Origin of the sequence: Kocuria salina, assembly GCF_013368965.1 — a bacterium.
Lineage (GTDB): Bacteria > Actinomycetota > Actinomycetes > Actinomycetales > Micrococcaceae > Kocuria > Kocuria rosea.
The window spans coordinates 209,862-224,162 of record NZ_SSSF01000001.1; the positions used below are offsets into that span (position 1 = coordinate 209,862).

The following is a 14,301-nucleotide window of genomic DNA, read 5'->3' on the forward strand; positions in this document are numbered from 1 at the left end:
CCCCGGTCCCGTGCCTGCGGCCCCGGGCGCCCTGGACGGACCGCCCGGTGGGGCAGCACACTGGGGCGCAGGAGGCCACCATGACCCACGTCGCGTTCCCCGAGATGCCCTACGAGTCCTGGCGGGACACCCTGGACACCCTCCACCGGTTCGCGCAGGTGGTCGGCAAGGTGCGGCTGGCGTCCGCGCCGCGGCGCAACCACTGGTGGAACGTGCCGTTCCACCTGACCGGCCGCGGCATCACCACCCGGCCGATGGGACGGGACCCGGTCTTCGCCGTCGACCTCGACCTCCTGGACCACCGCCTCGACGTGAGCACCGCCGCCGGGGCCCGGCACTCCTTCGCCCTGCCGGGGCTGTCCGTCGCCGAGTTCCACGCCCGGGTCCTGCACGCCCTGGAGGCGGTGGGGGTGGAGGTGACGATCGCCCGTCCCCACCCGTTCGACCTGCCCGACTCCGGGCGCCCGTTCGGCGCCGACACCGAGCACGCCGCCTACGACACCGCCGCCGTCACCCGCTACTGGCAGGTCCTCGGCCAGGTGAACCTGCTGCTGGAGGAGTTCGCGGCCGGCTGGTCCGGGAAGACCAGCCCCGTGCACCACTTCTGGCACACGTTCGACATCGCCGTGACCCGCTTCGCGGACCGCTTCGTGGATCCCCCGCCCGGCACGGACCCGGTCACCCGGGAGGCCTACTCCCGGGAGGTCATCAGCTCCGGGTTCTGGTTCGGGGACCCCTCGTTCCCGGAACCGGCCTTCTACTCCTACACCGCCCCGGAGCCCGACGGGCTGGCCGGTGAGCCCCTGCGGCCGGCCGCCGCGTCCTGGCGCGAGCGCGGCGGCAGCCACCTCGCGGTCCTGCGCTACGACGACGTGCGGGCGCTGCCCGATCCGCACGGCGCCGTCCTGGAGTTCTGGGACAGCGCCTACCGGGCGGGGGCGCGCCGCAGCGCCTGGGACTTCGCCCGCTACGACTGCCCGCAGGGCGTCACCGACCCCCTGCGCTGAGCCGGGCTCAGCCGCTCTGCCGGGCCTGCCGCTCGGGGTCGAAGAACTTCCCGAGCACCACGGTGTCCTGGACGGCGTAGCCCATCCGCTCGTAGAACTCCCGGGTCCCCGTGTTCGTGCTGCGGACCATGAGCTGCATCTTCGGGATGCCGCGCCCGGCCACCCACCCCTCGGCGGCGACCATCAGCTCGCGGCCGAGCCCCTGGCCCCGGCGGGACGGGTGCACGGCCACGTAGTACACCCACCCCCGGTGGCCGTCGTGGCCCACCATGGCGGTGCCGGCGAGACGCCCCTCCTCGACGGCGGCCAGGACGGTGGAGGTCGGGCCGGCGAGCGCCCGGTCCAGGTCCGCCCGCGGGTCGTTCCAGGGGCGGGTCAGCCCCGCCTCCTCCCACAGGGACACGGCGTCCTCGTGCAGGTGCTCCGGCAGTCGTTCGACGATCACACGGCCTCCTTCGGTCGGCCCATGCTCTCACGGGCGCCGATTCTCGTCCTGCGATAACGGACCTGGCCCGCGGACGTGCGCTGGCTCACACTCTGAGACACACCCGTCACCGCCGACGAGGAGGAGACCCATGGTCTATCCCGCGAAGTACTCCGCTCTCAACGCCCTCGCCCTGACGGACGAGGCGAAGCGCACCCTCACCCGCGTCATCCGGGTGGCGTTCCCCCACCCCCGGATCCCCGACGGCCCGTACGAACGGATGGCGGAGAAGATCGCCGCCGAGGCCGAGGACTCCACGTGGTTCCGGATGGCCCTGACCCAGGGGCTGCTGACCCTGAACTCGCTCAGCGACGCACCGTTCGTGGAGCTGTCCGACGACGCCGCGCTGAAGGTGCTCAAGCGGATCGCCGACCTCGAGTTCTTCGGCTTCATCCGCCGCACCACCGTGCTGCACCTCTACGACGACCACGAGGTGTGGGAGGCCCTGGGCTACGAGGGCGAGTCCTTCTCGAAGGGCGGCTACCTGCACCGCGGCTTCGACGACCTCGACTGGCTGCCGGACCCGCGCGTCGAGGAGTCCGAGGAGGAGCTGGCCGAGTGCGGGCCCCTCGGCTACCCGGTGGCGACCGCGGCCCCCAAGGAGGGGTGGAACCTGGACCGGCAGGGCGCCTCCGAGACCACCGAGCAGCCCTTCAGCGACCTCTTCAAGGGGTCGGACGTCATCGAGCACGGGGAGACCGCATGACCACCATGCCCCAGGACCAGCAGCGCGCCGCACGGATCGAGCTCGACGACGACTCCGCCGTCGTCGTCATCGGCTCCGGAGCCGGCGGAGGCACCCTCGCCCACGAGCTCACGGAGAAGGGCGTCAAGGTGGTGCTCCTCGAGGCCGGGCCGCACCTGACCAGCGAGGACTGGGTCAACGACGAGTGGGAGGCCTTCCACCAGATGGCCTGGCTGGACCCGCGCACCACCACGGGGTCGTGGCGGATCGCCCGGGACTTCCCCAACCTCCCGGCGTGGATCGTCAAGGCCGTCGGCGGGACCACCACCCACTGGTCCGGGGCCACGCCCCGGTTCAAGGCCCACGAGTTCCGCACGCGCAGCGTCTACGGGCGCGTCGACGGCGCCAACCTCCTGGACTGGCCGATCGGCCTGGAGGACCTCGCCCCGTACTACGACCGGGCCGAGCAGAAGATCGGCAGCACCCACCGCCACGGCCGGCCGCCGCTGCCCGCGAACAACAACTACAAGGTGCTCGCCGCGGGCGCGCAGAAGCTCGGCTACCGGCACTACGCGACCGGCCCCTACGGGACCAACGCGGAGCCCTACGACGGGCGGCCGGCGTCCGTCCAGGACGGGTTCAACTTCCAGGGCGACAAGAACCGCTCGAAGTGGTCCACGCTCGTCTCGGAGATCCCCAAGGCCCTGCGCACCGGGAACCTCGACCTGCGCCCGGACTGTCACGCCGTGCAGATCACCCACACGGAGAAGGGCCTGGTCGACAGCGTGCTCTACGTCGACGGCGAGGGCCGGGTCCAGCGGCAGCGGGCACGGCTGGTGGCGGTGGCGTGCAACGCGATCGAGACGCCCCGGCTGCTCATGCTCTCCGGCTCCCCGCTGTTCCCGGACGGGCTCGCGAACTCCTCCGGGCAGCTGGGCCGCAACTACATGCGGCACACCACGGGCTCGATCTACGCGCAGTTCGACCGGCCGGTGCACATGTACCGGGGCGAGACGATGGCCGGGCTCGTGGCGGACGAGTCCCGGCACGACGTCGACCGCGGCTTCGCCGGGGGCTACTACATGGAGACGATCTCCCTGGGCCCCGCCTTCCTCGCCAGCTTCGTGGACCCCGGCTCCTGGGGGCCGGAGTTCACGGCCCTGCTGGACGGCTACGAGAACACCGCCGGGATGTGGGTGGTGGGCGAGGACATGCCGCAGGAGAGCAACCGGGTGACCCTCAACTCCTCCGTGACGGACCACCTGGGACTGCCCGTGCCCAACGTGCACTTCGACGACCACCCGAACGACGTGGCGATGCGCAACCACGGCTATCAGCAGGCGTCCCTGCTCTACGAGTCCGTGGGCGCGACCTCCGTGCACCACACGCCGCCCTACCCGTCGACGCACAACATGGGCACGGCCCGGATGAGCGAGCGCCCCGAGGACGGGGTGACCAACGCGTTCGGCCAGACCCACGACGTGCCGAACCTGTTCGTCGCGGACGGCTCCCTGTTCACGACCGGCGCGGCGGCGAACCCGACGCTGACGATCGTGGCCCTGGCCGCCCGGCAGGCGGACTACATCGCCGAGCAGCTGGCGGGACGCCACCTGTAGCCGCCGGCCGGCGGAGGGCTGCTCAGCCGGTCGCGGACCGGACCGGGCAGCCCTCCGCGGCGCGCAGGGCCCGTCCCACCCGGTCCGCGGCGTCCCGCAGGACCGGCGCGATCGCCCGGTGCCGCCGCTCGAAGTCGGTGGGCCGCAGGGACACGGCCACGGAGCCCAGGGTGCGCCCGGCGGAGTCGACCACCGGCGCGGCCAGGCACGAGGCGCCGGGCACGAACTCCTCGCGCTCCACGGCGACGCCCTCCGCGCGCACCCGCCCGAGCTCGCGCCCCAGCTCGTCCGGCGTGGTGAGCGTGCGGTCCGTCAGGGGGCGCATCCCGTGGCGGCCGAGGTAGTCCGCCACCTCGTCGTCGTCCATGCGGGAGAGCAGGATCTTGCCGAAGGCCGTGGCGTGCGCGCCGCCCGTGAAGCCGAAGTCCATGGGGTCGATGCGCGGCCGGCGCGGGGAGTCGACCACGTGCGCCACCACCACGGCGTCACCGCGGTAGACCGCGAAGTACGCGGCGGCGTCGGCGCTCCCGTGCAGCTCCCGCACCGCGCGCTGCACGGTGGCCGGGGTCGCGACCTGCTGACGCAGCGAGGCGTCGAGCGCGTGCAGCTTGTAGCCCAGACCGTAGCGGCGCTGGTCCCGGAGGTGCACCACGTGCTCGGAGGCCACGAGCGTCTGCAGCAGCCGGTAGACCGAGGGCAGCGGCATCCCCAGCTCGGTGCTGATGTCCTTGGCCGTGGCGCCCCGGGGATCCCGCGCGACCACGTCCAGGAGGGCGAAGGCTTTCTGGACGGAGGCCATGCCGGTGTCGCGTGCGGTCATGCCTCACATTGTGGCGTGCCGGGTTGCACATGCCAACAGCCCGGGAGCCTCGCTCCCGGGCCGGCGGCGCGCCGTCGGACGGTCAGCCGACCGTGATCTCCCCCATCCGGTTCCAGCCCGAGGCGGAGATCTGCTCGCTGATGATCTGCGGGGTCTCCACGAGCGCCTGGGGCGCCTCCGCCGTGAACTTCCTGAAGTGGTCGCTGTTCACGTGCGGGCCCGCGCCGTCGTCCGCGAAGGCCTCGACGAGCACGAACTCGTGCGGGTCCTCCACGCTGCGGGACCAGTCGAACCACAGGTTGCCCGGCTCCGCGCGGGTGGCCTCGGTGAACTCCTTCGAGAACTCGACCCAGCGGTCGGCCCACTCCGGCTTCACCTTGAACTTGACGACGATGAAGATCATCCCTGCTCCCCTCTCGCGGACGTCCCGGTTCACCCCGGGACTCTCGGTGCCAGTGTCGCGTCCCGTGGAAGGGCCCGCCAAGGGAGGTTATCGCGGACCGATAACGACGGCGCCCGGCGCACCGTACGGTGGACCCATGACCGATCTGCACCGCACCCCGCCGACCGCGCCGGACACCGTGGACCTCGACGGGAGGACGTTCGTGGGCGTGTCCAACGCCGCCGACGGGGACGTCGGCTCCGACACGGTCTTCGACTACCACCAGGAGGACGACCTCGTGTGGGCCGAGTACGCGGGCGGCTCGGTGCGCCGGGGCTTCCTCGTCGGCACGCGCGCCGGGGACGGGCTGAGCTTCCGCTACTCGCACCTGGACCGTGCCGGGGAGACCGCCGGCGGGGCGTGCACGTCCCGCATCGAGGTGCTCGGGGACGGCAGGGTGCGCCTGCACGAGACCTGGGCCTGGGAGTCCCGGGCGGGCACGGGGCGCAGCGTGGTCGAGGAGGTCGGCCGCCGGCCCTGACGCCCCGGGCTGCGGGGGCCGCTCCCGGGGTGGGATCATGTCCCCATGAGCCGCAACCTCACCTCCGCCCTCGTGGACGACCTCCGGGCGCGCATCGTGGACGGGCGCATCTCCCCCGGCGAGCGCCTGCCCAGCGAGAGCACCCTGATCGCGGAGCACGGGGTCAGCCGCACGGTGGTGCGCGAGGCCGTCGCCCGGCTGCAGGCGGAGGGACTCGTGCACACCCGGCGGGGCAGCGGCAGCTTCGTGCTGACCCCTCCGGCCGCGCCCGGCGGGACGAGCCGGCCGGTGCGGACCCTGCAGGACCGGCGCCGCCTGCTGGCCTTCCGCACCGGGGTCGAGTCCGAGGCCGCGGCGCTGGCGGCCACGGCGCGGGAGGAGCACCAGCTAGCCCGGATGGAGGACGCCCTGGCGCGGTCCGAGGAGGAGGTCGACAACCCGGCCGCGTCCCTGGAGAACGACTTCGAGTTCCACCGGACCGTGGCGGAGGCCAGCGGGAACCCGTACTACGTGGACGCCCTGACCGGCCTCGGGCCCGCCATGATCACCATGCCGCCGCGCCGGCTGGACGGCGCCCCCGGCGGCGGGCGCGCGGCCCGGGTCGCCGCCGAGCACCGGTCGGTCCTGGACGCGATCCGGGCCCGCGACCCGCTCGCCGCGTCGGCGGCGATGCGCGCGCACCTGGCGAACTCCCGGTGGCGGCTCGAGGCGGAGGCGGGCGACGGGCCGTCCGCGACCGCCCCGGGGAACGGCTGAGGCGGCCGTGACGACGCAGGAGGTCCTCACCGGGGTCCGCCTGTCCCCGGTGCAGATGCTGCGGGCCCTGCGGGACCAGCCCGGGCTGGTGGGGCTGTTCGGCGACTGGTCCGGCGGCGACACCGTGATCGGCGTGCGGCCGCTCCGGGTGCTGGGCGCCGGCGAGGACCCCTTCGCGGCCCTGGACGCCCGGGTCCCGCTGACGGACGCCCCGCTGCCGGACGCCCCGCTGCCGGGTGCCACCCCGGAGGGGGATCCCCCGCCGGACGACCCCCAGGAGGCGGCCTTCGGCGGCGGCTGGATCGGCTACCTCGGCTACCAGCTGGCCCGGCGCCTCGAGCGGCTCCCCACCGCCCCGCCGCGCCCCGCGCGGCTGCCGGACCACCACCTCGGGTACTACGACCACGTCCTGCGCCACCGCGCCGCGGACGGCGCCTGGGTGCTCGAGTGGCTGCCGGGCACGGACCCGGCCCGGGTGGCGGCCGCGCGGGAGCTCGCCCGCACGGCGCCGGACGCCCCGCACGCACCGGCGCCCTACCGGTGCGGGCCCTTCACGGCCGACGCCTCTGCCGCCGCGCACGCCGCCGCCGTGACCGCGGTGCTGGGCCACATCCGCGACGGCGACGTCTTCCAGACCAACGTCTGCCGCGGTCTCGAGGCCGGTTTCCGGGGCGACCCGCTGGACCTGTTCTGCGCCGGCCAGGAGGCCCTGGCCCCGCGCTTCGCCGCGTTCCTGCGCCTCCCGGAGGGGGCCGCGGTGGCGAGCCTGTCCCCGGAGCTGTTCCTGCGCCGCACCGGGCGCACGGTCCTGACGTCCCCGATCAAGGGCACCGCACCGGCCGCGAGCGACCCCGCGGCGCTGCACGGCTCGGCGAAGAACCGGGCGGAGAACGTCATGATCGTGGACCTGATGCGCAACGACCTCTCCCGGGCGTGCGTGCCCGGGTCGGTGCGCGCCCCGGCCACGCCCCGGGTCGAGCCGCACACCGGGGTCCACCACCTGGTGGCGGACGTGCACGGGCGGCTGCCCGCGGGGCTGGGGGACGGGGCGCTGCTGCGGGCCACGTTCCCCCCGGGGTCCTGCACGGGTGCGCCCAAGATCCGGGCCATGGAGATCGTCAACGCGCTCGAGCCCGCGGCCCGCGAGATCTACACGGGGGCGATCGGCCGCGCGGGCCCGGCCGGTCTGGTGCTCAACGTGGCGATCCGCACCTTCGAGTTCACCGGCGACCGGGTCCGGCTCGGGGTGGGCGGCGGGATCGTGGCCGACTCCGACCCCGCGGACGAGGCGCACGAGACGCTCGTGAAGGCGGTGCCCCTGCTCGACGCCGTCGGGGCCGTGCTGGACGAGGACCTCCGGCGGGACTGGGACGGGCACCGGCCCGCGACCGTGCTCGAGCTCCTCCCGGCCCTGCCGGTCCTCCCGCCGGCCCGGGAGGAGGGGGTGTTCACCACGCTGCTCGTGCGCGAGGGCGCGCCCGTGGACCTCGAGGCCCACCTCGCCCGGCTCGGCGCCAGCTGCCTCGCCTGCTGCGGTGCGGCCCTGCCCGCAGGCGTCCGCGGCGAGGTGCTGGACCGGGCCGCCGCGCTGCCCGGTCCGCACCGGCTGCGGATCACGGCCGTGCCCGCCCCGGGGGGCGCCGTGACCGTGACGGTCACGGCCACGGCCCTCCCCCCGGAGCCGGTGCCGCCGTGGCGGCTCGTCCCCGTCCGGCTGCCCGGCGGCCTCGGGGGGCACAAGTGGGCGGACCGCCGGGTGCTCGCCCACGAGCCGGTCCCCGGGCTGTGGTCGCGCAGCTGCGACCCGCTGCTCGTGGACGCGGACGGCATGCTCCTGGAGACGGGCCGGGCGAACGTCTTCGTCGTCGTCGACGGCGCCGTGCTCACCCCGCCCGCGGACGGACGGATCCTGCCCGGGGTGGTGCGCGCCCGCGTGCTGGCGGCGCTGCGCGCCGCCGGCACGGACGTCCGCGAGCGCCCGGTGGCGTGGGCGGAGCTCGCCCGCGCCACCGAGGTGTTCGTGACCAACTCGGTGGCGGGCGTGCACCCCGTCGGGGCGGTCGACGGCCTCGGGCGCTGGGAGCCCGGGCCCGTGCTGCGCGCCCTCGGACCGCTCCTCGGCTAGCCCTTCGCCGAGGCGGTCCGCCACCCCCCGTGGTAGTCCTTGCGGACCACCTCGGAGTAGGGCACGGGGCTGACCACGGCCCGGACCTCGAGCTGCTCGTGCGGCTCCACGGTGGTCTTGCGACTGCCGCCGTCCGGCTCGCCCCAGACGACCTTCAGCTCGGTGCCCTCGGGCACGTTCGGGTCGATGGTCGCCAGGGACAGGCCCTTGCGCTCGTTGTAGCTGTAGCCGGTGAACATGGACAGGCCCACCGTGCGGCCGTCGGCGTCGACCACCGCGTCGTAGTTGGACGAGCCGTAGTTGGCCAGGGGCAGGTCGAAGTACTTGTAGTCCGGGCCCTCGGTGTCGAACAGGGAGGCGAAGATCTTCGTCATGTCCTCGGCGTTCCAGGCCAGGGTCGCCTTCCGGCGCTGGGTCGAGGGGTCGACCTGCTCCAGGGCGTCGCGGCCGATGAAGTCGTGGTCGAACTTCACGAAGGACCCGTAGCCCAGCTCCCACGGCGTGAGGTAGTAGTCCTCGATGTTCTCGGAGACGAAGCTGCCGGCGAGCGCGTTGGTGGCCTCGTAGCTGTCCGCCCCGAGCCACCTCCGGTAGTCCGCCGTGCCCTCCCCGGTGTAGATCGCCGGCAGCGGGGACGGGATCCAGCCCGACTCGAGGGTGTTCGAGGGGTACGCCCGGGCGCCGACGGGCACGATGCCGAACTCGGCGCCGGCCTCCAGGATCGTGGCCCGCACCTGGTCGTAGGACTCGTAGGGGCCCCAGATCTCCAGCCCGGGGGCGCCGGCCATGCCGTGGCGCAGGGTGCGCACCCGGGCGCCGCCCACGCTCATGCGGTCCATGGTGAAGAACTTCAGCTGCTCGAGCGGCCCGCCGTTGAGCTTCTCGATGATCTGCCACGCGCTGGGGCCCTGGATCTGGAAGCGCCAGTACTTCCGGACCACGGGCTTGCCCATCGGTCGGGACGGGGAGCGGCGGTCGACCTCGATGTCGACGTCGTAGCCGCCGGTCTCGCCGTGGTAGAGCAGCCAGTTGGCGGCCGGGGCGCGGCCCACGTAGACGTACTCGTCCTCCTCCTGGTGGAACAGGATGCCGTCGCCGATGACGTGGCCGGCCGGGGTGGTGGGCACGTACTGCTTCGCCTTGTTCACGGGGAACGTCCTCGTGCTGTTGATCGCGGTGTCCGAGATCAGTCGCAGGGCGTCCTTGCCGCGGATGAACAGGTTGTCCATGTGGTGGGACTGGTCGTAGAGCACGGCGGTCTCCCGCCACGCCTTCTGCTCGCTGCGCCAGTTGTGGAACTCGGGCGCGACCACGGGGTAGACGTACGCGCCGATCTGCGAGTTGCGGAGCAGCTCGACGGTGCCGTTCGAGGCGTCGAGGACGTCCTGGAGAGTGCGGGGTGCCACGGTTGACTCCTTCTCTGCGGTGGTGCCCCGGCCGCGACGGCGCGGCCGGGGCGGGGATCAGAACACGATGGTCTGGCGGTCGTGCCGGATGATGCGGTCCTGGCAGTGCCACAGCACGGCGCGGGAGAGCACCTGGCGCTCCACGTCCGCGCCGCGGCGGGCGAGCTCCTGCGCGGAGTCCCGGTGCGAGGCCCGGACCACGTCCTGCTCGATGATCGGGCCCTCGTCGAGGTCCTCGGTGACGTAGTGCGCGGTGGCGCCGATGATCTTCACGCCCCGCTCCTTGGCCTTGCGGTACGGCTCGGCCCCGATGAAGGCCGGCAGGAACGAGTGGTGGATGTTGATCACCGGCACCCCGACCTCGGTCAGGAACGTGGAGGACAGGATCTGCATGTAGCGGGCGAGGACCACGAGGTCGACGTTGCCCTGCAGCAGGCGCAGGTGCTCCGCCTCGGCCGCGGCCTTGTCCTGGGTGGGGACGTGGAAGAAGGGGATGCCGAAGCCGCGGACGTCCTCGGCCATGTCGGGGTGGTTGGAGACGACCATGGAGATCGTCATGGGCAGCTCGCCCCGGCGCTGGCGCCAGACGAGGTCGAGCAGGCAGTGGTCGGACTTCGAGGCGAAGATCGCCACGCGCCGCGGCACCGAGAGGTCCGTGAACCGCCACTCCAGCTCGAACCCGTCCGCGAGGGCCGCGCCGAGGTCCTGCTCGAGCGCCGGCCGCAGGGCCGGGTAGCCGGGCAGGTGGAAGACGGTGCGCTGGAAGAACGCCCCGCCCTCGGGGTCGTCCGAGTGCTGGTCGAGGGCCACGATGTTCGCGCCGTGCCGGGCGAGGACCTCGGTGACGACGGCGACGATCCCCGGCTGGTCCCGGCCGTGCACCACGAGGCTGGCGTGGTCCGGGCGGAGCATGGACGGGCGGGCCGCGCTCACGGGGTCCCCCCGTCCGTCCCGAACTCGCGGACCCACTCGGCCGTGGCCCGCAGCCCGCCGAAGGTGTAGAAGTGCAGCAGCACCTGCCCGTGGACGGCGGGGTCGAGGCCGGCGGCGAGGTCGCGCAGGAAGCGGTCCGGGCCCGCGGTGCCCAGCAGGTTCGTCAGGGAGAAGCCGTACTTCTGGACGATCCCCGCCGAGGTGCCCACGCCGAAGCGGCGCGCGTAGCCGAGCAGCCGCCGGACGCCCGCCGGCCCCGGCACCCCGATCCGCACCGGGGTGTCGACGCCGCGGCGGCGCACCTCGGCCAGCCACTCCAGGACCGGGTCCTTGTCGAAGCCGAACTGGGTGATGATCTCGGGCTCGAGGCCCTGCTCGCGGATCGCGGCCGTCTTGTCGGTCAGGGCGGACCAGAGGGCGGCGTCGTCGATGCCGGGGTGGCCCTCCGGGTAGCCGCTGACGCCCACCCCCCGCACGCCGTGCCGCGGGAGCACCCCGGTGCGGATGACGGAGAGGGAGTCCGGGTAGGGGCCCTCGGGGGTCTCGGGGTCCCCGCCCACCACGAACACGTGCTCGGCGGCGCCGACCTCCGCGAGCGCCGCGAGGAACTCCTCGAGCTCGCCCTGGGAGCGCAGCCTCCGCGCCGAGAGGTGGGGCACGGGGACGAAGCCGTGCTCCCGCACCGCACGGGCCGCGGCCACGCGCATGCCCAGGTCCTCGTTGCCGAGGAAGGTCACGTTGATCCGGGTCCCCGGAGGCACCACGGCGGCGGCCTCCTCCAGGGCCGGCACGTCCTTGCCCGTCATCTCGAGGGAGAAGTCCCGGAGCAGCGCGGCGGCCGGTCCGGCGTGGGGCGGGTCGATCGGCATCGGTCCACATCCTTTCCGCGGTGCGCGCCCGGGGGCGTGCCGCGGGCGTGGGGTTCACACGGTCTCGCCGCCAGTGTTGCAGGTCACAATAACTATGTACAGAGTGTTTACGTGGGAGCATGCCCAGCACCCTGCGAACACCCCGAGGCCGGTCGGTACCCGCGGCACCGGGAGCGCGGTGCGCAAAGTTCCTACGCTGCACGGGGTCGGAGCGCTGTCGCAGTACCGTGGAGCCTGTCCGGACCGCCTCTCGCGGGGCCGGCCTGCCCCCGATCCCCGAGGAGACCCCCGTGCCGAGCCCGCACGCCGATCCGCCGAGCGCCCCGACGTCCCGCCGGGCACTCGTCTACCTCGCCGTGTGCGTGGTCCTGATCGGGCTGAACCTGCGCACGGTCTTCTCCAGCTTCTCCGCGATCCTCCCGGAGATCACCGCGGCCGCCGGCCTCCCCGGGTGGGCGGTCACCGTGCTGACCACCGCCCCGGTGACGCTGCTCGGCGTCTTCGCGCCGTTCGCGCCGCGCCTGGCCCGCCGGTTCGGGTCCGAGAACGTGCTGCTGGGCGCGATGGTGGTCCTGACCCTGGGCCTGGTGGCCCGCGGGCTGCCCCTGCCCGGGGCGAGCGCCCTGCCGCTGCTGCTCGCGGGGACGGTCGCGTGCGGCGCCGCGATCGCCCTGGGCAACGTGCTGCTGCCGTCCATCGTCAAGCGGGACTTCGCCCACCGGATCGGCCTGATGAGCGGGCTCTACACCACCGCGATCTGCGCGTCCGCCGCCCTCGGCGCGGGCCTCACCTACCCGGTGTTCCAGGCCACGGGCTCCTGGCGGGGCTCCCTGGCGGTGTGGGCGGTGCCCGCGGCCGTGGTGGTGGCGCTGCTCGTGCCGGTGGCGCTCCGCCGCCGGGCGCCCGGCCCCCCGCCGCCAGGGACCGACGGGCCCGGCCCCTGGCGCTCGCCGGTGGCCTGGCAGATCACCCTGTTCATGGTCTTCCAGGCGATGATGTCCTTCAGCGTCTTCGCGTGGCTCGCCCCCATCCTGCGGGACCGCGGGATCGACGGCGCCGCCGCCGGGCTGATCGTGGCCGTGTCCATCCTGCTCCAGATGACGGGCTCGCTCTTCGCCCCGGTCCTGGCCGCGCGGATGGCCGACCAGCGGGTGCTCAACGCCGCGGTGGCCCTCATGGCCGGCGGCGGCTTCGTGCTCTCGATCTTCGGGCCCCTCCAGCTGATCTGGGTCTGGACCGGGCTGCTGGGGCTGGGCCAGGGCAGCCTCACCGCCGTGGCCCTGACGATGATCGCGCTGCGGACCCGCAGCAGCCACATGGCGGTGCGGCTCTCGGGCATGATGCAGGGCGTCGGCTACGGCGTGGGCTCCTCGGGCACCTTCCTGGTCGGGCAGCTGCTGCACTGGACCGGGGGCTTCGCCGCGGCGGGCGTCATGTTCGCGGCGGTCGGCACGCTCGCGGCGGTCTTCGGCTGGCAGGCCGGCCGGGCCCGCCTCATCCGGGAGTGACCACCCCGTCCGCCGCGCCCCGGGGCGCGGCGGTGGAGGAGCGCTCGACGAGCGAGGTCTGGAGCTGGAGCGGGTGGACCCGGCGGGACCCGCCGGCCAGCAGGGTGATCGCGCGCTCGACGGCCATCTCGCCCATGGCGTGCAGGGGCTGGCGCACCGTGGTCAGCTTGGGCGAGGCCCAGCGCGCGAGCAACGTGTCGTCGAAGCCGACCACGCTGAGGTCCTCGGGCACCCGCAGCCCCGCCTGCCGGGCGGCCTCGAAGGCGCCGAGGGCGGCCTCGTCGGAGGCCGCGAACAGGGCCGTGGGCGGATCCTCGAGCTCGAGCAGCTCCTGGGCGCCGGCGAAGCCCGCCTCGTAGCTGAACCCGCCGCCCGTCACGAGCCCGGGGTCGTGCGGCACCCCGGCGTCCTCCAGGGCGCTGCGGTAGCCGGCCAGGCGCTCGCGCGCCGGGACCGAGCCCCCGGCGCCGCTGAGGTGGCCGATCCGGCGGTGCCCGAGCCCCAGGAGGTGGGTGGTGGCCTCGTGCCCGCCGGCCCAGTTGGTGGAGCCGATGCTGGGGACCGTGGACGGCAGGCTGTTCACGGGGTCGATGGCCACCAGCGGGACCTGCGCTTGGGCCGCGGCGGCCACCTGCTCCGCGGTCAGCGGGGTGGTCACGGCGATGACCGCGGTCTCGCCCGTCCGGCCGCAGCGGGCGAACCAGTCCTCGGAGAACGGGGGGACGTCGCCCTGCTCCAGGCTCGGCAGCGTGCTCAGCATGAGGTCGGCCTCGGCGCGGCCGCAGGCGTCCACGGCGCCGGCCATCACCTGGAGGGAGTAGTTGCTCTCGAGGGTGTCGAAGACGAGCACGATGGCCGTCCGGGGCCGGCGGGCGGCCGAGCCCGTGTAGCCGAGGTCGGCGACCGCGGCCCGGACCCGCTCCCGCGTGTCCTCCCCCACGTCCGGGCGTCCGTTGAGCACCTTGGAGACCGTGCCCTTGGAGACGCCGGCCTGGGCGGCCACCTGGCTCAGCGTGGTTCTCTTCATGCGGGACGATCTCCTCGGACGCGGGCGGGTCACGGGCGGACGGCGAAACGTTTCGACGCACTTCGCCGCAGTGGCCCCGGTCACACCAGGGGGTTGACGGGTGTGAAACAGGCCACTTACTCTTCTCGCAACGAAACGCTAT

The 14,301-nt window shown here is 74.0% G+C and carries 14 protein-coding genes; 7 read left to right on the top strand and 7 right to left on the bottom strand.

Translation table 11 applies throughout. The annotated features are described in order from the left end of the window. Positions 1 to 80: 80 nt before the first annotated feature. Complete coding sequence (locus tag E7Z53_RS00970) at positions 81 to 1,007, top strand: DUF5996 family protein (protein WP_095650270.1); 927 nt, start codon at positions 81 to 83, stop codon at positions 1,005 to 1,007. A 7-nt stretch (positions 1,008 to 1,014) separates the two neighbouring features. On the opposite strand, the gene E7Z53_RS00975 is transcribed toward E7Z53_RS00970, so the two are convergent. After that, positions 1,015 to 1,452 carry a GNAT family acetyltransferase gene (locus E7Z53_RS00975; protein ID WP_017834687.1) on the bottom strand — a complete coding sequence of 146 codons (438 nt, stop codon included), beginning with the start codon at positions 1,450 to 1,452 and terminating at the stop codon, positions 1,015 to 1,017. 130 nt (positions 1,453 to 1,582) lie between these two features. Here E7Z53_RS00975 and E7Z53_RS00980 point away from each other — a divergent pair, with 130 nt between their 5' ends. Together E7Z53_RS00980 and E7Z53_RS00985 are read left to right on the top strand one after the other, a co-directional pair. After that, complete coding sequence (locus E7Z53_RS00980) at positions 1,583 to 2,197, top strand: hypothetical protein (protein WP_095650269.1); 615 nt, start codon at positions 1,583 to 1,585, stop codon at positions 2,195 to 2,197. Beyond that, a complete protein-coding gene (locus tag E7Z53_RS00985; protein ID WP_176336958.1) occupies positions 2,194 to 3,792 on the top strand; it encodes a GMC family oxidoreductase in 1,599 nt (532 codons plus the stop codon). The genes E7Z53_RS00980 and E7Z53_RS00985 overlap by 4 nt, the downstream gene beginning before the upstream one ends. A 22-nt stretch (positions 3,793 to 3,814) precedes the next feature. Here the strand turns inward: E7Z53_RS00985 and E7Z53_RS00990 are convergent, their stop codons facing one another. Together E7Z53_RS00990 and E7Z53_RS00995 are read right to left on the bottom strand one after the other, a co-directional pair. Continuing rightward, the gene (locus E7Z53_RS00990; protein WP_017834684.1) at positions 3,815 to 4,612 is read right to left on the bottom strand and encodes an IclR family transcriptional regulator; all 798 of its coding nucleotides are present in this window, start codon (positions 4,610 to 4,612) and stop codon (positions 3,815 to 3,817) included. Between the two features lie 82 nt (positions 4,613 to 4,694). Beyond that, the gene (locus tag E7Z53_RS00995) at positions 4,695 to 5,015 is read right to left on the bottom strand and encodes a putative quinol monooxygenase (protein WP_017834683.1); all 321 of its coding nucleotides are present in this window, start codon (positions 5,013 to 5,015) and stop codon (positions 4,695 to 4,697) included. 136 nt (positions 5,016 to 5,151) lie between these two features. Here E7Z53_RS00995 and E7Z53_RS01000 point away from each other — a divergent pair, with 136 nt between their 5' ends. The 3 genes from E7Z53_RS01000 to E7Z53_RS01010 are packed head-to-tail and all read left to right on the top strand — an operon-like array spanning position 5,152 to position 8,416. Further along, complete coding sequence (locus E7Z53_RS01000; protein WP_176336959.1) at positions 5,152 to 5,535, top strand: hypothetical protein; 384 nt, start codon at positions 5,152 to 5,154, stop codon at positions 5,533 to 5,535. Positions 5,536 to 5,580: 45 nt separating this feature from the next. Further along, a complete protein-coding gene (locus tag E7Z53_RS01005; protein ID WP_095650268.1) occupies positions 5,581 to 6,291 on the top strand; it encodes a FadR/GntR family transcriptional regulator in 711 nt (236 codons plus the stop codon). A 7-nt stretch (positions 6,292 to 6,298) separates the two neighbouring features. Continuing rightward, positions 6,299 to 8,416, top strand: a complete 2,118-nt coding sequence (locus tag E7Z53_RS01010) for a bifunctional anthranilate synthase component I family protein/class IV aminotransferase (protein WP_176336960.1) — start codon at positions 6,299 to 6,301, stop codon at positions 8,414 to 8,416. On the opposite strand, the gene ligM is transcribed toward E7Z53_RS01010, so the two are convergent. From ligM to E7Z53_RS01025, 3 genes are read right to left on the bottom strand one after another with little or no spacing between them, the layout of a single operon-like run. Beyond that, the gene (gene ligM / locus E7Z53_RS01015; RefSeq protein WP_017834679.1) at positions 8,413 to 9,822 is read right to left on the bottom strand and encodes a vanillate/3-O-methylgallate O-demethylase; all 1,410 of its coding nucleotides are present in this window, start codon (positions 9,820 to 9,822) and stop codon (positions 8,413 to 8,415) included. The genes E7Z53_RS01010 and ligM overlap by 4 nt on opposite strands. Positions 9,823 to 9,879: 57 nt before the next feature. Further along, the gene (purU, locus tag E7Z53_RS01020; protein ID WP_035923823.1) at positions 9,880 to 10,734 is read right to left on the bottom strand and encodes a formyltetrahydrofolate deformylase; all 855 of its coding nucleotides are present in this window, start codon (positions 10,732 to 10,734) and stop codon (positions 9,880 to 9,882) included. A gap of 17 nt (positions 10,735 to 10,751) precedes the next feature. Next, positions 10,752 to 11,624, bottom strand: coding sequence for a methylenetetrahydrofolate reductase (locus tag E7Z53_RS01025; RefSeq protein WP_176336961.1), 873 nt, complete (start codon positions 11,622 to 11,624; stop codon positions 10,752 to 10,754). Positions 11,625 to 11,914: 290 nt separating this feature from the next. Here E7Z53_RS01025 and E7Z53_RS01030 point away from each other — a divergent pair, with 290 nt between their 5' ends. Then, on the top strand, positions 11,915 to 13,132 hold the full coding sequence (locus tag E7Z53_RS01030; RefSeq protein ID WP_081994034.1) for an MFS transporter: 1,218 nt from the start codon (positions 11,915 to 11,917) through the stop codon (positions 13,130 to 13,132). Here the strand turns inward: E7Z53_RS01030 and E7Z53_RS01035 are convergent. After that, entirely contained in the window at positions 13,119 to 14,159 is a 1,041-nt protein-coding gene (locus E7Z53_RS01035; protein WP_176336962.1) for a LacI family DNA-binding transcriptional regulator, read from the bottom strand. The genes E7Z53_RS01030 and E7Z53_RS01035 overlap by 14 nt on opposite strands. Between the last annotated feature and the right edge of the window lie 142 nt (positions 14,160 to 14,301).

Bases quoted from the DNA above. Each gene is read 5' to 3' on its own strand.
- E7Z53_RS00970 (WP_095650270.1), top strand. From the start codon at position 81: ATGACCCACGTCGCGTTCCCCGAGATGCCCTACGAGTCCTGGCGGGAC.
- E7Z53_RS00980 (WP_095650269.1), top strand. From the start codon at position 1,583: ATGGTCTATCCCGCGAAGTACTCCGCTCTCAACGCCCTCGCCCTGACG.
- E7Z53_RS00985 (WP_176336958.1), top strand. From the start codon at position 2,194: ATGACCACCATGCCCCAGGACCAGCAGCGCGCCGCACGGATCGAGCTC.
- E7Z53_RS00990 (WP_017834684.1), bottom strand. From the start codon at position 4,612: ATGACCGCACGCGACACCGGCATGGCCTCCGTCCAGAAAGCCTTCGCC.
- E7Z53_RS00995 (WP_017834683.1), bottom strand. From the start codon at position 5,015: ATGATCTTCATCGTCGTCAAGTTCAAGGTGAAGCCGGAGTGGGCCGAC.
- E7Z53_RS01000 (WP_176336959.1), top strand. From the start codon at position 5,152: ATGACCGATCTGCACCGCACCCCGCCGACCGCGCCGGACACCGTGGAC.
- E7Z53_RS01005 (WP_095650268.1), top strand. From the start codon at position 5,581: ATGAGCCGCAACCTCACCTCCGCCCTCGTGGACGACCTCCGGGCGCGC.
- purU (WP_035923823.1), bottom strand. From the start codon at position 10,734: ATGCTCCGCCCGGACCACGCCAGCCTCGTGGTGCACGGCCGGGACCAG.
- E7Z53_RS01025 (WP_176336961.1), bottom strand. From the start codon at position 11,624: ATGCCGATCGACCCGCCCCACGCCGGACCGGCCGCCGCGCTGCTCCGG.
- E7Z53_RS01035 (WP_176336962.1), bottom strand. From the start codon at position 14,159: ATGAAGAGAACCACGCTGAGCCAGGTGGCCGCCCAGGCCGGCGTCTCC.